The organism is Oscillospiraceae bacterium MB08-C2-2 (genome assembly GCA_035621215.1).
GTDB lineage: Bacteria > Bacillota > Clostridia > Oscillospirales > Ruminococcaceae > WRAV01.
Window position 1 is genome coordinate 3,029,377 of record CP141729.1, and the last position, 18,118, is coordinate 3,047,494.

Sequence of the window (18,118 nt, forward strand, 5' to 3'; positions counted from 1 at the left end):
TGAGCGTAATGGGTCAATATTTTCCTTCGGAAGTAGCGTTGCGGGTCATCTGTATGGCTTTGTAGGATTTATCATAGTCACACAGCGCAATCATGGCAATCAGCGAATCCAGCATGGCAAGCTGCGCAATTCGGGCTGTAACCGATTCACTGCGGAATACCGTTTCTTTGGTGGAGGTGTAAAGGACAATATCCGCCGCTTTGCTGAGGGGATTTTTGCCTTGGGTTGTCAGCCCCACGGTAAAAGCACCGTTTTCTTTTGCCAGTTTCAGGCAATGAACAGTCTGCCGGTTGCTGCCGGAGTGAGAAATGCCAAAAGCCAAATCCTTTTCGCCTAAAATAGAGGCACACATAGCTTGACTGTCTGCATCCCCATGAACCAAAACCTGGTGGCCAATTTTCAAAAGCTTATGCTGGGCATCTGTTGCAACCAGATTGCTGCCGCCGCTGCCAAAAAAGGCAATTTTTTCAGCCTGAGCCATGGCCTTGGCTGTTTGCTCCAAGGCGGGAATATCCAACATCATCAGCGTTTCATTGAGCACATCTATTTCGGAGGTGAATACCTTTTGACATACCATTGCGGCATCGTCACTGCTGTTGAAATTGGGGCTTAAATGCCGGTTGGGCGGCAGAGTATCCACCGCTGCGCAGATTTTAAAATCCTGATAGCCCTTAAAGCCAATGTTTTTGCAGAATCTCACCACGGTAGCGTCACTGGTGCCGGATTTTTCAGCCAGCTCGGTTACAGTGAACCCCAGCACATCGCTCATATTTTCCAATATGTAGTCCGCCAAACGCTTTTCTGTTTTGGTCAGCCCTTGTTTTCGATTCTCAATAATAATGCGGCATGATTTTGTTGCCTTCATTTCGCTCAGTCCTTATATTTCATTCAAACTTGAAGTTGTTGAAAATTAATTTCAAAAACATTGTATAAAAATTGAAGTAAAATTACAATATTGATTTTGAATGAAAATAATGTCTGTTTTTGATAGATTGTGACGAATAAAATAACATTTTGCTTAATAAAGAAGGGGTTTAAGTGAACGCTTGTTTCTTTCATTGATTATTTGACCGGTAGGAGGGTCCAGAACCAAGGCCCTTTAACCGCACAAGAGAACTTGATTGGCTCCCGCACACGATAGTTCTATTCATGCTGGCTAAATCATTAGCAAGAATGCCTTTTTCTTAATATGATGGAATAGAATGCAAAAACGCTGAAATAGTGCTGTCCTTTCTATAGAATGGGCGAGAAATCAAAGAAAGAGGTTGATTTGATGAATGAGAATCCCTTGGCGGGCTTCAGTTATCTGGATGAAATTCGGATAAAGCAGGGCCCTGATCAGTGCAGGAATACCTTGACCAGCATTTTGCAAAAAGATACACGGCGGGCTGTTGCCCTGCTCAATGATCGCCGGCTTACCTTTCCCTGCCTCTACATATTGAGTGAGCCGATCCTGAGGCGGGGCATACAAAGAAACTTGAGCATCCGCCCTTCAACCGCCTTGCGAATTCTGGGGCGGATACGGGAATCCAAAGCGGCCGGCACGCATTATCTTACATCCAAGGGCAACTCAGTATACCCTGTTCTCAAGTGGATTTTAGAAACAGGCTCTGCCGAGGATATTCCCGAAGATCACTATGCACATATGCTGGATGTGACCAGTTCGGTGCTGCTGAATGTGTATAAAGATACCGCTATATTGCCTCTGGTGGTGGAGCTGACCTTTAAGCGCAACCGGCAAGACAGCTATATCCACGATCTTGTATGGGTACTGTTCCGCTTTCACGATCCGAATATTTTAAAGCTAATTGCCGGTTATCTCCAATCTTCCAACCAAAGAGACATTAAGCTTGCGGCGGAGCTGCTGAATCTGGATGAAGTTGAACTTTCCACAACCACCGGTGAGGCGATGTATCAAAAGTATCTGCGCTGGCTGGAGGAAAACCAGCCGTATTTGTATTTCACGGAGGAAACCCTTCAATACACCAGCAAGCCGGTATTCTGCACAGTGGATCTGGAGCGCAAATATCTTCAGAAAGCGGCTTCAGCCCATAAGAAACAGCCAATATCCTCTTTGGAGGAAGATGAGGCCGTATGCATAGAAGGCTTTAAACAGCTGAGCGCTCAGGAGCAAAAAATCCTATCAGGCTATTCTCACAATATTCACAGCAAAAGTGTACCCACATGGAAAGAATGGCTGCATACCCCTGTAAAGGAACAGATCAAGGCTGCAAAAGCTGGATGGGAGGCAGAAAAATGATTGTAATATCCGGCTCCCCCTTAGAAATTGCTGAAATCATTCAGGAGTTCGAAGAGAACAGTGTGGAAAGGCAGCTTCTGGAAAAAATGAATAAAAGCGAAGAAACCTATCGGTATAAATCGCTGGAGCATCTTAAATTCGAGCTGGCCTTGCGCAGAGAAATTGTGGCGGCAGCCAAGGCTCTCAACGCCAGCGGGATGCGGTTTTCGGTTTTTCATAAAACAGAAACCAACCCGGATTATTGGGATAGAACCGGTAACGGCGGTTTCCGATCGAAAAAGGATGTAAAGGCCAGCGATGCCATTCGGGATATCTTTGAAAACGGCTCAGCATATGCCACAGAATGCGCCACAGCCATGGTGATTGTATATTATAAAGCTCTGCTGGAGGTGTGGCCGGAAGAAACCTTCAATAAGCTGTTCCCCTCCATTTATCTGATGAATTGGCACAAGCTACATCCTTTAATCAAAGAGGTCGGAACGCCCGCAAAAGTTGCGGATATTTTGCTGGGCGACCGAGGCTATTTCATAAACCCGCAGGTTGACCCGGAGGTTTCGGAGCTGCAGGGAGAAAACGTTATTATATTGCCGGATGGTCTGTTTTACGGCCATGGCATGGGAATTGCCGATGCCGATCGAATTATTCGTGTGCTCAACGCCAACAGGGAGGAAGGCGCAACAGAATCAGCTCATTTCATTGAAGGTTCTGCGGCCCGACCCAACTTCAAAAAGCTGATGGAAGCTGCCCGAGAACTCGCCCAAGAGTCTGTCCAAGAGCCTGTCCAAGAGCCCACCCAACAGCCTACCCAAGAGGCTACCCAACGGCCTACCCAACGGCCTACCCAAGAGGCCACCCAGGAGCCTACTCCACGCTCCTCTGTTTTGCGCTGGAGACCTTTCCCGCGGCCTATTTCAAGCTAGGGGTTTCCACATATCAGCTACAAAACAAACACGCTATATACGCCTAATACCTAAAAGCAGGCAGAGCATTTTAGCTCCGCCTGCTTGACACATTGACCGTTTGTAATGGAGAATGGCCTGACTGATACAAGTATCGGATAAGCTGTGGGCATGCAGCCCGATGGCATATATGAGTCTGGATAAGTTTTTGCCCTCAGCCAGAAAATATGGCGAACATCAGTCGGTTATTTACGGCCTTATCGGGGGCACGTCTGCTATGGTTTGGAGCCTTTTGCTGTTCATGTGAGTGGCTTGTATATAGGGGCTGCATGTGTTTTGAGTATACAAAAAGCTTGGGTCGGCAGTAAAAATAGGGAGTATTCCACAGATCGGCCTCGGCTTAATAAAAATGTTTGTTGGAAATGCTGCTGCATTTTCTGTTGACAAATCTGGTTAATGTGTATAGAATATTAACATAAAACAAAGGCGTTGAACCGTGTTACGGTTTGACGCCTTTGTTGTTTTTTACCTTTTGGTTCATGGATACAGGCTTATCTATAAACTCTACCAAAGGATTGCTGCAGCGGTCACCTCTGTGTTTATCGGGGGCTTCAAAAGCAACACCCTTTTGAAGTTTGGCGAGTGTAAGCACACACAAACGCCCACAATTTTTTTCTACAGGAGGTAATCCAAATGTTAAAAAAGATGACCAGCCTCATCATTGCTATGCTTCTGCTTGTAACCGCACTTACAGGGTGCGGCGCAGGTGGTGCTTCAAAAGCAGAATCCTCAGCTATTACCAGCGCCAGCACCGGCACTGAACCTGAGAAAAAAGTTTTGCGAATCGGTATGGAGTGTGCCTATGCTCCCTTTAACTGGACTCAAGCCTCACCTGAGGTTTCCAATGGTGAGCAGGCCGTACCCATTAAAGGCACCGGCGATTATGCCTATGGATACGACGTTATTCTGGCTAAAAAGCTTGCCGACCATCTGGGCTGGGAGCTTGAGATAACCAAGGTGGAATGGTCCAGCATTGTGCTGGGGCTGAATGCAGGCAACTACGATGCAATTCTCGCCGGCATGGGCTATACAGAAGAACGTGACAAAACCGTTGATTTTACACAGCCCTATTACATCCGCAACAATGTTCTGATTGTCAAGGCGGATGGCAAATTTGCTAATGCCACCAAGCTTTCTGAATTTGACGGCGCTTCCGCCACCACACAGCTTGGCACCACTTGGGAGCAGTATGTACCCCAGATTCCCAATGTGAATCAGCAGACCTATTATGAAACCACCGCAGAAGTTGTGATGGCGGTTGCCATGGGTTCGGCAGAGGCCGGTGTTCTGGATGCACCCACCGCGATATCCGCCGCCATCGCCAACCCCGATATCAAGGTTATTACTCTGGATCCTGCAGATGGCTTTACAGTCCCCGCGGGCCAATCCCTGAATGTCTGTATCGCTGTTAAAGAGGGCGACAAGGAGCTTTTGGATACTCTGAACAGCGCTCTCAAAGAAATCAGCTGGGATGAGGGAGAGATGACGGAAATCATGGATCTTGCCATCCAACTTCAGCCTCTGAGCAATTGATTATTCCGGCTATACCGCTGATGCACTCAGTTGCAGAGGAACGGCGGCAGCTTAGCCAAGGCCATTCTGTTTCAAAACGGCATTGCCGTTTTGAAACAAGGTATGGCTGATAATAGCAAGAAAACCATTGCCCCTAGGGGCGGGAATCCGCTGCAAGCACAGCGGAAAGCGTTTGCGGCATTATTTAGCGTATCATAAACCGCTGGGCAGCAGCGGATGAAGGGAGCAAAAATATATGGATCGCAATATCTTCCAATGGATTGCTTTCCTGCTACAGGAATATGGATCATATTTTTGGGAGGGTACAATCATAACGGTGGAGATAGCCGTCCTCGGCACGCTTCTCGGCTTTATGCTGGGCTATTTCATTGGAATTGTTCAATCCTCACCGGCACATCCTCAGGATAACTTTTTTTATAAAGCCCTTCGGTACATACCCAAGGTGATCTGTAATGCTTATATTCAACTGTTCCGGGGCACTCCCATGATGGTGCAGGCCATGGTGATCTATTATGGGCTGCGGCAAAACGGCTCAAATATATCTTCCTTTTCGGCGGCTATGCTGGTGGTGCTGCTGAACACAGGAGCCTATATGGCAGAATCGGTTCGTGGCGCCATTTTGGCTATTGACAGCGGCCAGTTCGAGGGCGGCAAAGCATTGGGCATGTCCCACTTCACCATTATGTTTTCGGTGGTTCTGCCGCAGGTGCTTCGCAATCTAATCCCCGAAATGGGCAACCAGTTTATCACCAATCTTAAAATGACCTCTGTGCTCAATGTTATTGGCATCAGCGAGCTTTATTTTGCAACCAAGACTGCCGCCAATACCTACTACCGGTATTTTGAAGCCTTTTTAATTACAGGTGCCATTTATTTTGTGCTCTGCGCAATTTCGAGCGGCCTTCTCAAGCTGTTGGAAAAGAAAATGGCAGGCAAAAATCAGTATGAAATTGCCGCCGAATATCTTACGGAATAGGAGGAGCGACTATGCCTATTATCAATGTCAGCCATTTAAGCAAATCCTTTGGCAGCAATCAGGTGCTGCGGGATATCGATTTCAGCATAGAAAAGGGTGAGGTAGTCTGTATCATTGGCTCCTCGGGCTCGGGCAAATCCACTCTGCTGCGATGCATGAATCTGCTGGAGATGAAAACCAGCGGCACCATTGCTTTTAATGATGAGGAGATTGGCGGGTCCGCCCGTAAAATCAATAAATACCGTGCACAGGTGGGGATGGTTTTTCAATCCTTTAATTTGTTCAACAATATGAACGTGCTTGAAAACTGTATGGCAGGCAGCCGAAAGGTTATGGGCCGAGGCAAGGAGGAATCCAAAAGTCTTGCCATTAAATATCTGAAAAAGGTGGGTATGGCCCCTTATATCAATGCAAAACCCTCACAGCTTTCCGGTGGGCAGAAGCAGCGTGTGGCCATAGCAAGGGCATTGACCATGGAGCCGGAGGTTCTTCTTTTTGATGAACCCACCAGCGCCCTTGACCCGGAGATGGTGGGCGAGGTGCTCAGTGTTATGAAGGAGCTTGCCGCAGAGGGGCTCACCATGATTATTGTAACCCATGAGATGGCTTTTGCCCGGGATGTATCGGATCGAACCATTTTTATGGATGGAGGCGTTATTGCCGAGAGCGGGCCACCGGCACAGCTGTTTAAAAACCCGGAGAATCCCAGAACAAGGGAATTTCTCACGCGATTCATGTCCAGTTGAGTCAGCACCCCGAAACCGAGAAATTGCCCTTGTTAATATGAAATAATAGGAGATGCGTAGTTATGAAATTAGCAGATACCGGCCTCACCGCTGCCCAGCTGAAAGAGAAAGCCCACAAGTATATCATGGAGCTTTGTGAGCGGTTTGATTTGATTGCCGAAACAGGCAAGGATATGTACCTGTACGATGAAAACGGTACTCCATATCTGGATTTTTATGCGGGCATCGCTGTAAACAGCGCAGGCAATGCCAACAAAAAGGTGGTGGCTGCTGTTCAGGAACAGGTGGCCGATCTGATTCATACCTTTAATTACCCCTATACCATTCCACAGATTATGCTGGCCGAAAAAATCTGCGAAACCATTGGCATGGATAAGATTTTCTTCGAAAATTCCGGTGCGGAATCCAACGAAGCCATGATCAAGCTGGCCCGAAAATACGGCACGGAAAAACTAGGCCCCCAGCGGTATGAGATTATTACAGCCGAAAAATCCTTTCATGGCCGCACCTTTGGCGCCATGAGTGCCACCGGCCAGCCCGACAGCTCCATTCAAATCGGCTTTGGCAGCATGACCCCTGGCTTTAAATACGCCCAGTTCAACAATTTGCAATCCTTTGCCGATGCCATTACTGAAAACACCGTTGCCATTATGGTGGAGCCGGTTCAGGGGGAAGGCGGTGTGGTACCTGCCACCCACGAGTTTATGACCGGTCTGCGCAAGCTCTGCGATGAAAAAGGCCTTCTCCTTCTGCTGGATGAGGTGCAGACCGGCTGGTGCAGAACCGGAACGGTCATGGCCTTTATGGATTATGGTGTGAAACCGGATATAGTCTCCATGGCAAAGGCAATGGGTGGTGGCATGCCCATTGGTGCCATCTGTGCCAGCGAGGAGGTGGCCAAAAGCTTTACCTCCGGTTCTCACGGCACCACCTACGGCGGAAACCCGGTGGCCTGCGCGGCATCATTGGCTCAGATCAACGAGCTGCTGGATAGGGGCTTTGCCGAAAACGCCAAAGTTATGGGGGATTATTTCCGCTCGCTGCTGGAAACGCTGCCCCACGTGAAGGAAGTCCGTGGCAAAGGCCTGCTGGTGGGTGTGGAGTTTGAGGAACCCATTACAGCTCTGGATGTGAAGCATGGCTGCTTTGACCGCAAGCTTCTTGTCACCAACATTGGCACAAGCATTGTGCGTATGGTGCCTCCTCTGATTCTCACCAAGGAAGATTGCGATCAGGCCTATGCTATTTTGAAAGAGACGGTGGAGAGCCTTTCCTAGTTTTGAAAAATTGCTTATGAGAAAGGGAGAAAGCCTCGTGGAAAATGTTGTAGTTACCCTTGCCAGAGGTTTTGGCAGCGGCGGCAAGGAGATCGCCTCCAAGCTGGCCCACCGGCTCGGAATAAGCTGCTATGAGAACCGTATCCTTACATTGGCATCTCAGCTCAGCGGGCTGGATGAGGAGCTTTTTTCTGAAGTCAACGAAAAAATCCGAGGCAAAAAGTTTGCAGGCTTGCTCAGGGGGCTTCCCCGGTCGGTAAAGCCCAACCCCATGGATGGGTTTATTTCGGATGACCGTCTTTTCGAGTTTCAAAGCCAGATTCTCCGCAATTTGGCCCAGTCCGAATCCTGTGTGATTGTGGGCAAGTGCGCCGACCATGTGCTCCGGGATTTCCCCAATGTAATCAGCGTCTACATTGAGGCACCTCGTGCCTTCTGTCTGGAGCGGATTATGGACCGCATGGGTGTAAATGAAGAAACAGCCCATATTTCCATCACTAAAACCGATCAGTACCGGGCGGCCTACTATGCCCATTATACAGGCGGCAATTATTGGACCAACCCGGTAAACTACGATATGACACTCAACAGTGCCCGTGTTGGAATTGACAACTGTGTTACAGTCATCGAGGAGTATCTAAAAATACGGTTCCCGGATATTCAGTTCTAGATCAGTATGCTTTCAGCCTGTGCCAAAAGCGGCAGTGGCATTTTAAAGAGAGATGGCTCCATAAAAAAAGTCTTGCAGGCTATATACCTGCAAGACTTTTTTGCGGAACATCGTTTCTGCTTCTTACACAAATGCCTGTATCAGCGCCTGTGCACCCAATGCAACAAAAACCACGGAAGTATCGATGCTCACACCCAACAGCATAGGCTTCCACCCGATGCCTTTGATCTCTTGAAAGCTGGTTTTAAGTCCAATGGCACTCAGCGCCATAACCATAAACAGCTTGGATAAGCGGGCAATAGCGGTAACGGCTGGCTGGGGAACCAAGCCTGTGCTTTTCAGGGCCACCACCGCCAAGAAGGCCAAAATAAACCAAGGGAAAATGGAGCTTAGCTTTATTTTTTTGCCTGCACCGGCTCCTTCACCGGCCCGGGCCTTGCTTCTGGCGTGGATATAAGAGAATACCAGAACAACCGGCACAATAAACAGCGTTCTGGTCAGCTTGACAATAACCGCAAAGCTGCCCGCCGCCTCAGAAAATCCATAGCCTGCGGCTACAACAGAGGAAGTGTCGTTTACCGCTGTTCCAACCCAAAGGCCATAGCTGGTGTCACTCAGCCTAAGAAGATGCCCAATCCACGGAAAGGCAATAACCGTCAGCAGATCAAACAGAAAGGTTGCCGAAATGGCATAGGCGATATCCCGATCCTCAGCTTCAATAGCGGGCCCCAGCGTGGCAACGGCTGTGCCGCCGCAGATCGCTGTGCTGGCCGAAAGCAAGCTGGTCAACTTCCAGTTGACCTTAAACAAGCTCCCCAGCAGGTGGCCGCCGCCAAAAGCAGTGAGAAGAGTAAAGGTCATTAAAAGCAAAGCATATTTGCCCACAAACAGCACCTGCGAAAAGCTAAGCGTAATTCCCATCAGGATGATACCCAGACGCAGCACCTTCCCGGATGCAAGCTGAACACCGGCTGTTAGTGCGGGAATTTTTTTCAAAACGGGGTTTAGGAGCATTCCAAAAAGCAGGGCAAAAACGCTGGAGCCGATCAAATCACCGGGAATCAGCCCGCTGATCAGCAGGGAGAAAATGCCAAGTGCCGCTGTAAAGCCCAGCCCGGGGATGAACTTCTTATATTGTACCATATAAAACCAGATCCTTTTCGTCCATAAATTGAAAGTCTGGCTTGATTATAGTGGATCATGCTGATAAAATCAAATTATACATTCTTATTATTCTATTAGATAAATTTATGGAGGCTTGGGAATGCTGGATTATAGGCACGAAACCTTTTTGACCCTCTGCCGCATTCGGAGCTACACCAAAACGGCGCAGGCACTGCATTTAACCCAGCCCGCCGTCACCCAGCATATTAAAGCGCTGGAGGCCCATTATGGACACAGCCTGTTTGTTTATGCCGACAAAACCCTTTCGTTGACCGAGCATGGGGAACAGCTTTATAAGTTTGCTTCCACTATGGCGGCAGACAGCGACTATATGACCGGGCTTTTGCGCAGAGAAAAGCTGGCCAATCATCCGCTCCGTTTTGGTGCAACCCTGAGCATTGGCGAGTATGTTATGGCACCCATACTGGAGCAGCTGATGCGAACCCAGCCCGGTACCCCCATTTCCATGCTGGTGGAAAACACCCGGCATTTGCTGAAAAAACTCAACAGCGGCGAGATTCAGTTTGCCCTGTTGGAAGGCTTTTTTGACAAAGCGGCCTATCGCTCTGAGCTGTTTTCACTGGAACCGTTTATTGCCGTTTGCGCCAAGGATTCCCCACTGGCAAGCCGAACCCTGCGTTTTGAAGAAGCCGCGGGGAACAATCTGATTCTGCGGGAGAAGGGCTCGGGCACCCGTGAAATACTGGAGCATCTTTTACAGGAGCAAAATCTTTCCATCGCTAGCTTTGCCAGTGTAACCGAAATTGGCAACATGGCGGTGATAAAAAAGCTGGTTGAGAGAGGGCAGGGAATCACCTTTTTATATCATGCGGCGGCTAAAAAGGAGCTGGAGCAGGGCCGCCTGCGGCAATTAACCATAGAGGGCCTCAATGCCCGCCGTGAATTCAACTTTGTTTTCTTAAAAAACAGCCTGCATACAGATGAGTTTTTAGAGCATTATCGCATGTTTAAAGCCATACGGGATCGGATGAGATGAATGACATCCAGAGGAGATTATATCCCCACGCAGCCGTTGATTTTCAGCTGGGGCCTATTTGTTGTTTAATGCACAAGTGATTCTTCAGTTAATATGCAGTAGCTTTTGTTGTCTTTTCCGGGAAAAATAGAGCCTTTGTGGTATAGAATGAATTGTAATACACTGCCCGAGCTGCCCAAGGTTCAACTGAGACTGTATTATGGGAGGAACAAACATGGCGAGCATCTCCTTAAAGGACATTTGCAAGATTTATTCTGGGAACGTAACCGCTGTAGATAACTTTAACCTTGAAATTCAGGATAAGGAATTCATTATTTTAGTGGGGCCTTCGGGCTGTGGAAAATCCACGACCCTGCGTATGATTGCGGGCCTTGAAGAAATTTCTGGGGGAGAGCTTTATATCGGGGATAAACTTGTAAACGATGTGGCGCCCAAGGATCGTGACATCGCCATGGTATTCCAGAACTATGCGCTGTATCCCCATATGACCGTGTTCAAGAACATGGCCTTTGGTCTCCAGCTGCGAAAAATCCCCAAGGCAGAGATCAAGCGCAAGGTGGAGGAGGCGGCCAAAATTCTGGATATTGAGCATCTCCTTGAGAGAAAACCCAAGGCTCTTTCGGGTGGTCAGCGCCAGCGTGTGGCCCTTGGGCGGGCTATGGTGCGGGACCCGGCGGTGTTTTTGCTGGATGAGCCTCTTTCCAATCTGGATGCCAAGCTGCGAACGGCCATGCGCTCCGAGATTACCAAGCTCCACAAACGTTTGGGCACCACCTTTGTCTATGTCACACACGATCAAATTGAAGCTATGACCATGGGTGACCGCATTGTTGTGATGAAGGATGGCTTTATCCAACAGGTGGATACTCCCCAGAATCTTTACGATGCTCCCTGCAACATGTTTGTGGCCGAGTTTATCGGTTCGCCTCAGATGAATTTTCTTCCGGTTACCATTCAAAGGCAAGAGAATGGCTTTGCCGCCCTGTTCGGCAGCATTGCTATATCCATACCCCCGGGCAAGGCCCCGGAGGAGGTCTTGGCTTCCTATGAGGGCAAAGAAGTTATGCTGGGTATCCGCCCGGAAAATCTCCATGAAAAAGAGGGTCATGCAAACCTTTCCATAGCCAGCTCTTTGGAGGTTACCGTCGATCTGGCGGAGCTGATGGGCTCGGAAATATACCTTTACACCAGCGCAGATGACTGCAAGCTGACTGCCAAGGTATCTTCCCACAGCAAGGCACGGAGCGGCGAGCAGATCAGACTTTCGGTGGACTGCACGAAAATCCACCTGTTTGATAAAGAAACGCAGGAAACCATTTGCAACTAGAAGCCACAAGACATCTTCTGGATTTCTTGCCCTACGGGGATATTCTGCACGCCCGAGAAACACACAAAGAATCCATTCGCTAGGCGGGTGGATTTTTTATTTTCGAAAATTTTCGTGTAGTCCGCAGGCCAGTGGTGGTGCTTGTTCACAAAACAAAGCGAACTTTTTTTGACGAAGTGCATAAAATGTTATTGACAAATCACTGCAAGTAGAGTATAGTAATGCGTAAATAAAACATATAATTTATATAGGTTTAGTATAAAAAGGAGAAAGAGCCATGTTTATTCTAACAGTAAGCCTTGTTTGTGCATGTTGTATGGCGATGTGTTGTAGCATCGTTTCTATTGCTTTGCACAAAAGGCTTGCTGTTTTAAGGCGTTTCCGGTGTACATAAGTTGTTGTATACAGAAGAAGCGGCAGACAGTAACGTCTGCCGCTATTTTTATAGGTTGAAATCGATAACCCCATATAACTGCTGTGCCTGCAAAAAATAGAAACGAGGTGTCAAATGGTTAATTTAGTGATTATCGGCTGCGGAGATGTAACGGAAAAACGCCACGGCCCGCTGGCTGCACGAAGCCAAAAGGTTAAGCTTAAAGGTTTTTATAACCGCTCTCCCCATAAAGCGGAAGCCTTTGCCCGGAAATATGGCGGTAAGGCCTATGCATCACTGATTCAGATATGGGAAGACGATGCAGTGGATGCGGTTCTGGTGGCCACACCGGAAGAATCCCATGCAGAAATTGCCGTTGCAGCGTTAAGGGCAGGTAAGCATGTATTATGTGAAAAGCCTTTGGCGGCCAGTGCAGAAGAGGCCTACCGAATGCTGGAGGCCGAAAAGGAATCGGGTAAAATCCTGACCATTGTCAACACGCAGCGGCTGTATCCCGCTCACCAATGGGTGAAGCATCAGCTGGATTCCGGCGAAGTGGGGCGTGTGGTTGCCTTTCACAGTGAATACGCCACCGGTGGTTTGGAAGTCACGGCTTCCAAGGAGCAGCAAGAAGATTTTTACGATCGAAGCGGTTACACCAACGGGGTCTTGGCGCAGGTGGGGAACCATCGAATTGATCTGCTCCACTATTTGCTGGGCGAGAAGTCAAGTGAGGTTTTGCTCAACGCCGGGTCACATGTAAAAACCCTTGCCAATGGGAGCCCCATTCCCTATGAGGATTATGCGGTACTTAATCTCCGCTACGACAGCGGTGTGCAGGGAACCATTGCAGTCAACTGGTTCCATTACGGGGAGCTGAGGCGGGAAAGCTGTATTTACGGAACAGAAGGAACACTGGTGACCTACGCCGGGGGTGCCGATGCGGTTCTTTACCGCAAGAATGGTGAAAAGCTGGCCTTCTCGGCCCCGGCGGCCTACAAGGAGCTGTATCCCGAGCCGCTTACCCCCATCATCGAGCTTTTTGCCGATTCCATAGCACAGGGGAAGAAACCCTTTGTGCTGTCTGAGGATGGATTGTATGCTCTGGCAGTTCAAGAAGCGGCCTACGCTTCTCTTGCCGCCGGAGGTTGGATAAAGGTTAAAACATTTTAAGGAGGAATTGAGAATGACCAGTACAGAAAGAGTTAAGGCGACACTTGCCAACCAGCCGGTGGATCGTATTCCCATTTCAGGATGGAGGCATTTTCCTCTCGTTGATCAGCACCCCGAAAAGTTCATTGAGAAAACCATTGAATACACCGACCGGAACGACTGGGATATTATCAAGCTGATGTCCCAAGGGCAGTTTTTCGCACAGGCTTATGGGGCCGAAATCCAGTTTTCCACCGATCCTTTGGAGTGGGGTGGAAAAGTAATCCGGTATGTTGTAGAGGCACCTGCGGATTTGGAGAAGCTCCAGCCTCTTCCGGCCTCCAACCCTATACTTGACCGAGAGGTTAAGCTTGCCAAAGGTGTTGTGGAGCATTACAAAGGCAGTAAGGTGATCATTGGCACAACCTTTACGCCTCTTTCGTGGCTCAAGCAGCTTTCACCGGGTAACCCGGCCATTGCGCACATACAGCCGGTTAAAGAAACCAGCCCCCTGCCTGATTTTATCCAAAACCATAAAGAGGCCTTGCACAGAGCATTGCGGGCGATCAACCAGACCAACAAGAATTTTGTGGATGCCCAGATTGCCGCAGGCGTGGATGGCTTTTTCATCGCCGAGCAATTTGCTTCGGAGGATGATCTTTCCCGGGAGGCCTATGCGGAATTCGGAAAGCCCTATCTGGAAGAACTGCTGGCTTACATCAAGGGGCGGACTTGGTTTAACATGCTGCATATCCATGGTTCCCGCAAGCTGATCTTTGATGAGCTGGCAGGCGCGGATGTGCAGTCCATCAACTGGGAGGATCGGGACCCGGCAATAAAGGATGACCAGCAGAAAAGCCTTGGTGAAATTCGCAGTATAACCGACAAGGTGCTAGTGGGTGGAATCGAGAAAGCGCTGCCATTTAAGCTGGCGGGGCAAAGAGAGCAGCTCAAAGCACATTTAACCAGACGCTATCAGGCCCTTCAGGAAGAAACAGGCGGCAAGGGCGTTGTCTTTGCACCGGGCTGCGGCTTCGGGCTGGATGTGGATGAAAGCCTGTATTCCGTGGTTTTGGAGGTGGTTCAAGGTAAATAGCTTGAACAGGCCGCAGATCTTAAACCCATTTAAATTATTACAAGAGGAGAAATTCCCAATGAAAAAGAAAAGTTTAACCGGTATTCTGGCTGCTGTTCTGGTGGTTTCACTGGCAGCCTGCGGCCAAACTGCCCCGGCAGCCCCGGCTTCCTCCGCCGGCAGTGAAGCTCCTGCTTCCACAGCAGAGGCCTCCCCAGGAGTGGAAAAGGTCTATGTGGCCCATACACAAAGCTCCAAGCCTATGAACTATGTAAACGAAAAAGGCGAATCCGATGGCTACGAGGTAAAGGTAATGAAGCTCATCGACGAGCTTCTGCCCGAATATGAGTTTGAGTTTGTTCCCACCTCTGACGATGACCTGCTTATCGGCATCGAGACCGGCAAATACGATGTGGGCACCAAGGGCGCTTGGTGGACTGAGGAACGCTCCAAAAAATTTATTTTCCCCAAAGAGGCCATTGGTGCCAGCAGCATCGGCATTCTGGTTCGCACTGCGGATAGCGAAACCGTTACAGACCTGCTCAGCTTTGCCAAAACAGGCGGCAAGCTGGTTCCCATTGCCCCCAACAATGCACAGTATAATGTAATCTTGGAATACAACAAAGAAAACCCCGATAACGCCATCAACTTGGAAGCAGCGGATACCTTTGAGATTGCCGATGCCTACCAGTGGGTGATTGAAGGCCGATACGATGCCTTCTTCTGCACCAAAACCTCCTATGTTAACAACGTGACCTTGGATGAATCCCCTTATTCCCAGTATAACGACCAGCTCAAGTATATTGTTCACCGCTCTCTGCCCACATGGCCCCTTTTTAACAAAGAGAATCAGGCCTTTGCAGATGCCTATGACAAGGCCTTTAAACAGCTGCTGGACAGCGGCAAGATCAATGAGGTCATGCATGAATATCTGGGTGAAAACACCTTCGATTATCTATAAGCCTTTTTAGGTTCGGCTGCTACAGAGCAAAGGTTCTGGGTTCAAAGGGCAGTTCTTACGGCAGCTTCCATGCAGTCAGCCAATGTTGGTTCTTCTTTGGCTATTATATAGTCAATCAATATCAAAATCCTATGGAATTTTGATACAGCGGATTTTTATCCGCTGGCACGCCTTTGGCGTGGGATTGACTATGCAGCAAGGTTAATGCCGCCAAAAGGCGGCGTGCGGCATACGCCGCAGCTTGAAAACACTATAGTGTTTTCAAGCTAACCAGCTGTAACCTCCTTTTCGGATAGAACCAATTAATACACTTACCGGGAGGACTTAAACATGGTTTTTCCTTTTAAACCAAGCGTTGTTTTCGAATCAATGCTTGCTGTGCTGCCCTATTTGCCCTTTACTCTGCTGATTGTTCTGCTTGCCATTGTATTGGGGCTTCTTTTGGGAGGCATTCTGGCAAGAATGAAGCTTTCCTCCAATAGAGGGCTTCGCTTGCTGGCCGATGGTTATACTTCCATTATGCGCTGCACACCCAGCATTGTTCTTCTTTTCATTGTCTTTTATGGCGTTCCCAAGCTGGTCTGGGTGCTCTTTCGCACCGATATCAATTATCTGCACCGGGGCTTTTTCACCGTTATCACCTTCCTCCTTTTATATGCGGCTACCTCCTCGGAGCTCATGCGCTCCGCCTATGAATCGGTGGATAAGGGCCAGAGGGAAGCGGCTGTGAGCATCGGCCTTTCGGAGTTCCAGAGCTTCTGGCGAATTTTGCTGCCCCAGTGCTTTGCCGTGGCACTCCCAGCCTTTGCCACCTCTGCCGTGGGGCTTCTCAAAGAAACAGCGCTGGCCTTCACCATCGGCCTTGTTGATATTATGGGCAAAGCCAAGCTGGTGATTTCCAACAACTACAATGCGTATGCCATTGAGACCTATCTGGGGCTGGCACTGATATACTGGGCGATCTCACTGTTGGCCCAACTGGGTGTCTCGCTTCTGGAAAAAAGGCTGATGCGGGGCAAGCGCCAGCTGCAAGCGGGGAGGGGGGCCAAAAATGTTTAACACCGAATTTTTTGCCAAAACCTTTTTTCTGGCCCTTTCCGGTATTCCCACAACCCTGAATATCACGGCGGTTTCTCTGCTTATAGCCGTTCCATTGGCATTTTTTATGGCGCTGTCCAGAATATACCGGGTACCGATGGCACGGCAGGCAGTTACCCTTTATGTTTCCTTTGTGCGGGGAACACCGCTGATCTTGCAGATACTCATTGTCTATAGCCTTGTGCCTTCACTGCTGGCAGCTTTTTTCAAAGAAATAGGGAGCAGCTACAATATCTTTGACCTGAACCCCATCGTATATGGCTATACGGTTTTTTCCCTGAATACAGCGGCTCTGCTCACCGAGGTTTTCCGCTCCGCTCTGCTAACAGTGGATAAAGGCCAGCTGGAAGCGGCCCACTCCATCGGGATTGGCACAGTCCGGGCTTATACCCGTATTATTCTGCCGCAGGCACTGGTGGTGGCGCTGCCCAATCTGGCCAATACCACCATCACCCTGATCAAAAGCACCTCCCTTGCCTTTATGATGACCATCAAGGAAATCACAGCGCTGGCAAAGCTGGAGGCAAACTACGGCTACAATTACATTGAAGCCTATCTGGATATCTGGATTGTCTATATCCTGCTTTGCTCGGCCATTGAGTTTCTGTTCCGGTGGGCAGAAAAGGCAATGAAGGTCTATAAAAGCGGCAAAACCGGTTCTGTGCGAAAAAATAGCCGAAAGGAGGCTGTATCACATGCTGAAGGTTAAAAATATCCACAAGGCATTCCACCACAATGAGGTGCTCAAGGGCATTGATCTGGAGGTGGAAAAGGGAGATGTGGTGGTGATTCTGGGCCCCAGCGGCTCGGGCAAAACAACACTGCTGCGCTGCATCAATTTTTTGGAGCGGGCCGATAAAGGTGAACTGGAGCTGGGTGAAATCCATACCCCCTTTAAAGGGGCTGGCAAGAAAACCATCCGGGAGGTACGCAAGAGAACAGCCTTTGTTTTTCAGCACTACAATCTCTTTAACAACAAAACCGTGCTCCAAAATGTCACCGAGGGGCTGATCATTGGCCGCAAAATGCCCAAGGCACAGGCAGAAGAAATTGCAGCCAAGGCTTTGGAAAAGGTTGGCCTTTCGGATAAGCACGATGCTTATGCCTCTCAGCTTTCCGGCGGGCAGCAGCAGCGGGTGGGCATTGCCCGGGCCATTGCCGTGAACCCCGATGTAATTTTATTTGATGAGCCTACCTCCGCTTTGGACCCTGAGCTGATCGGCGAGGTTTTGCAGGTCATGAAGAATCTGGCCAAAGAAGGCACCACCATGATTGTGGTGACCCATGAAATGAACTTTGCCCAAAATGTGGGCACCAAAATTGTGTTTATGGATAAGGGCGTGGTGGTGGAACAGGGAACACCCCGGGAGGTTATCCAGAACCCCCAGGAGGAGCGCACCAAGCAGTTCCTGCGCTTGTTCCTGGCGGAACACGATTATGTTATATAGCTAACATCCAAAGCAGAATTTATACGGAGAGCGAAGGCAATAGCTGTGGAAAGGTGCAGTTTTTATGGCACACCAAGCAGCTATTGCTTTTGCCTTTTATAC

Annotated in this window: 17 protein-coding genes and 1 pseudogene; 16 read left to right on the forward strand and 2 right to left on the reverse strand. The window is 49.0% G+C overall.

What is annotated here, in order from left to right:
- Nucleotides 1–13 precede the first annotated feature (13 nt).
- Nucleotides 14–865, reverse strand: coding sequence for a MurR/RpiR family transcriptional regulator (locus tag U6B65_13665; protein WRS27357.1), 852 nt, complete (start codon nucleotides 863–865; stop codon nucleotides 14–16).
- Between the two features lie 408 nt (nucleotides 866–1,273).
- On the opposite strand from U6B65_13665, the gene U6B65_13670 reads away from it, so the two are divergent.
- From U6B65_13670 to U6B65_13705, 8 genes and pseudogenes are all read left to right on the forward strand, one after another.
- Nucleotides 1,274–2,260 carry a hypothetical protein gene (locus U6B65_13670; protein ID WRS27358.1) on the forward strand — a complete coding sequence of 329 codons (987 nt, stop codon included), beginning with the start codon at nucleotides 1,274–1,276 and terminating at the stop codon, nucleotides 2,258–2,260.
- A complete protein-coding gene (locus tag U6B65_13675; protein ID WRS27359.1) occupies nucleotides 2,257–3,180 on the forward strand; it encodes a protein-glutamine gamma-glutamyltransferase in 924 nt (307 codons plus the stop codon). Before U6B65_13670 ends, U6B65_13675 begins: the two co-directional genes overlap by 4 nt.
- Before the next feature lie 160 nt (nucleotides 3,181–3,340).
- Nucleotides 3,341–3,466, forward strand: a pseudogene (locus U6B65_13680) (zinc transporter ZupT).
- A 386-nt stretch (nucleotides 3,467–3,852) separates the two neighbouring features.
- A complete protein-coding gene (locus tag U6B65_13685) occupies nucleotides 3,853–4,752 on the forward strand; it encodes a transporter substrate-binding domain-containing protein (protein WRS27360.1) in 900 nt (299 codons plus the stop codon).
- 235 nt (nucleotides 4,753–4,987) lie between these two features.
- Complete coding sequence (locus tag U6B65_13690) at nucleotides 4,988–5,728, forward strand: amino acid ABC transporter permease (GenBank protein ID WRS27361.1); 741 nt, start codon at nucleotides 4,988–4,990, stop codon at nucleotides 5,726–5,728.
- A gap of 11 nt (nucleotides 5,729–5,739) precedes the next feature.
- Nucleotides 5,740–6,474, forward strand: a complete 735-nt coding sequence (locus tag U6B65_13695; GenBank protein ID WRS27362.1) for an amino acid ABC transporter ATP-binding protein — start codon at nucleotides 5,740–5,742, stop codon at nucleotides 6,472–6,474.
- 62 nt (nucleotides 6,475–6,536) lie between these two features.
- Nucleotides 6,537–7,751 carry an acetylornithine/succinylornithine family transaminase gene (locus tag U6B65_13700; protein WRS27363.1) on the forward strand — a complete coding sequence of 405 codons (1,215 nt, stop codon included), beginning with the start codon at nucleotides 6,537–6,539 and terminating at the stop codon, nucleotides 7,749–7,751.
- A 37-nt stretch (nucleotides 7,752–7,788) separates the two neighbouring features.
- Nucleotides 7,789–8,421, forward strand: coding sequence for a cytidylate kinase-like family protein (locus tag U6B65_13705; GenBank protein ID WRS27364.1), 633 nt, complete (start codon nucleotides 7,789–7,791; stop codon nucleotides 8,419–8,421).
- 123 nt (nucleotides 8,422–8,544) lie between these two features.
- Here U6B65_13705 and U6B65_13710 read toward each other — a convergent pair whose 3' ends face one another.
- The gene (locus tag U6B65_13710) at nucleotides 8,545–9,564 is read right to left on the reverse strand and encodes a putative sulfate exporter family transporter (GenBank protein ID WRS27365.1); all 1,020 of its coding nucleotides are present in this window, start codon (nucleotides 9,562–9,564) and stop codon (nucleotides 8,545–8,547) included.
- A 121-nt stretch (nucleotides 9,565–9,685) separates the two neighbouring features.
- Here U6B65_13710 and U6B65_13715 point away from each other — a divergent pair, with 121 nt between their 5' ends.
- From U6B65_13715 to U6B65_13750, 8 genes are all read left to right on the forward strand, one after another.
- The gene (locus tag U6B65_13715; protein ID WRS27366.1) at nucleotides 9,686–10,582 is read left to right on the forward strand and encodes a LysR family transcriptional regulator; all 897 of its coding nucleotides are present in this window, start codon (nucleotides 9,686–9,688) and stop codon (nucleotides 10,580–10,582) included.
- Nucleotides 10,583–10,796: 214 nt separating this feature from the next.
- Entirely contained in the window at nucleotides 10,797–11,909 is a 1,113-nt protein-coding gene (gene ugpC / locus U6B65_13720; protein ID WRS27367.1) for a sn-glycerol-3-phosphate ABC transporter ATP-binding protein UgpC, read from the forward strand.
- Nucleotides 11,910–12,417: 508 nt separating this feature from the next.
- A complete protein-coding gene (locus tag U6B65_13725) occupies nucleotides 12,418–13,455 on the forward strand; it encodes a Gfo/Idh/MocA family oxidoreductase (GenBank protein WRS27368.1) in 1,038 nt (345 codons plus the stop codon).
- 13 nt (nucleotides 13,456–13,468) lie between these two features.
- Nucleotides 13,469–14,530, forward strand: coding sequence for a uroporphyrinogen decarboxylase family protein (locus U6B65_13730; GenBank protein WRS27369.1), 1,062 nt, complete (start codon nucleotides 13,469–13,471; stop codon nucleotides 14,528–14,530).
- Nucleotides 14,531–14,588: 58 nt separating this feature from the next.
- Nucleotides 14,589–15,470, forward strand: coding sequence for a transporter substrate-binding domain-containing protein (locus U6B65_13735; protein ID WRS27370.1), 882 nt, complete (start codon nucleotides 14,589–14,591; stop codon nucleotides 15,468–15,470).
- Nucleotides 15,471–15,800: 330 nt separating this feature from the next.
- Nucleotides 15,801–16,529, forward strand: a complete 729-nt coding sequence (locus U6B65_13740; GenBank protein ID WRS27371.1) for an amino acid ABC transporter permease — start codon at nucleotides 15,801–15,803, stop codon at nucleotides 16,527–16,529.
- Nucleotides 16,522–17,277: an amino acid ABC transporter permease gene (locus U6B65_13745; GenBank protein ID WRS27372.1), complete on the forward strand. Its 756-nt coding sequence runs from the start codon at nucleotides 16,522–16,524 to the stop codon at nucleotides 17,275–17,277. The genes U6B65_13740 and U6B65_13745 overlap by 8 nt, the downstream gene beginning before the upstream one ends.
- Entirely contained in the window at nucleotides 17,264–18,016 is a 753-nt protein-coding gene (locus U6B65_13750) for an amino acid ABC transporter ATP-binding protein (GenBank protein ID WRS27373.1), read from the forward strand. The genes U6B65_13745 and U6B65_13750 overlap by 14 nt, the downstream gene beginning before the upstream one ends.
- The last annotated feature ends 102 nt before the right edge of the window (nucleotides 18,017–18,118 follow it).

Coding starts and splice junctions, on each gene's coding strand:
- U6B65_13750 (WRS27373.1), top strand. CDS start 17,264: ATGCTGAAGGTTAAAAATATCCACAAGGCATTCCACCACAATGAGGTG.
- U6B65_13715 (WRS27366.1), top strand. CDS start 9,686: ATGCTGGATTATAGGCACGAAACCTTTTTGACCCTCTGCCGCATTCGG.
- U6B65_13665 (WRS27357.1), bottom strand. CDS start 865: ATGAAGGCAACAAAATCATGCCGCATTATTATTGAGAATCGAAAACAA.
- U6B65_13725 (WRS27368.1), top strand. CDS start 12,418: ATGGTTAATTTAGTGATTATCGGCTGCGGAGATGTAACGGAAAAACGC.
- ugpC (WRS27367.1), top strand. CDS start 10,797: ATGGCGAGCATCTCCTTAAAGGACATTTGCAAGATTTATTCTGGGAAC.
- U6B65_13685 (WRS27360.1), top strand. CDS start 3,853: ATGTTAAAAAAGATGACCAGCCTCATCATTGCTATGCTTCTGCTTGTA.
- U6B65_13690 (WRS27361.1), top strand. CDS start 4,988: ATGGATCGCAATATCTTCCAATGGATTGCTTTCCTGCTACAGGAATAT.
- U6B65_13710 (WRS27365.1), bottom strand. CDS start 9,564: ATGGTACAATATAAGAAGTTCATCCCCGGGCTGGGCTTTACAGCGGCA.
- U6B65_13700 (WRS27363.1), top strand. CDS start 6,537: ATGAAATTAGCAGATACCGGCCTCACCGCTGCCCAGCTGAAAGAGAAA.
- U6B65_13670 (WRS27358.1), top strand. CDS start 1,274: ATGAATGAGAATCCCTTGGCGGGCTTCAGTTATCTGGATGAAATTCGG.
- U6B65_13695 (WRS27362.1), top strand. CDS start 5,740: ATGCCTATTATCAATGTCAGCCATTTAAGCAAATCCTTTGGCAGCAAT.
- U6B65_13675 (WRS27359.1), top strand. CDS start 2,257: ATGATTGTAATATCCGGCTCCCCCTTAGAAATTGCTGAAATCATTCAG.
- U6B65_13745 (WRS27372.1), top strand. CDS start 16,522: ATGTTTAACACCGAATTTTTTGCCAAAACCTTTTTTCTGGCCCTTTCC.
- U6B65_13730 (WRS27369.1), top strand. CDS start 13,469: ATGACCAGTACAGAAAGAGTTAAGGCGACACTTGCCAACCAGCCGGTG.
- U6B65_13740 (WRS27371.1), top strand. CDS start 15,801: ATGGTTTTTCCTTTTAAACCAAGCGTTGTTTTCGAATCAATGCTTGCT.
- U6B65_13735 (WRS27370.1), top strand. CDS start 14,589: ATGAAAAAGAAAAGTTTAACCGGTATTCTGGCTGCTGTTCTGGTGGTT.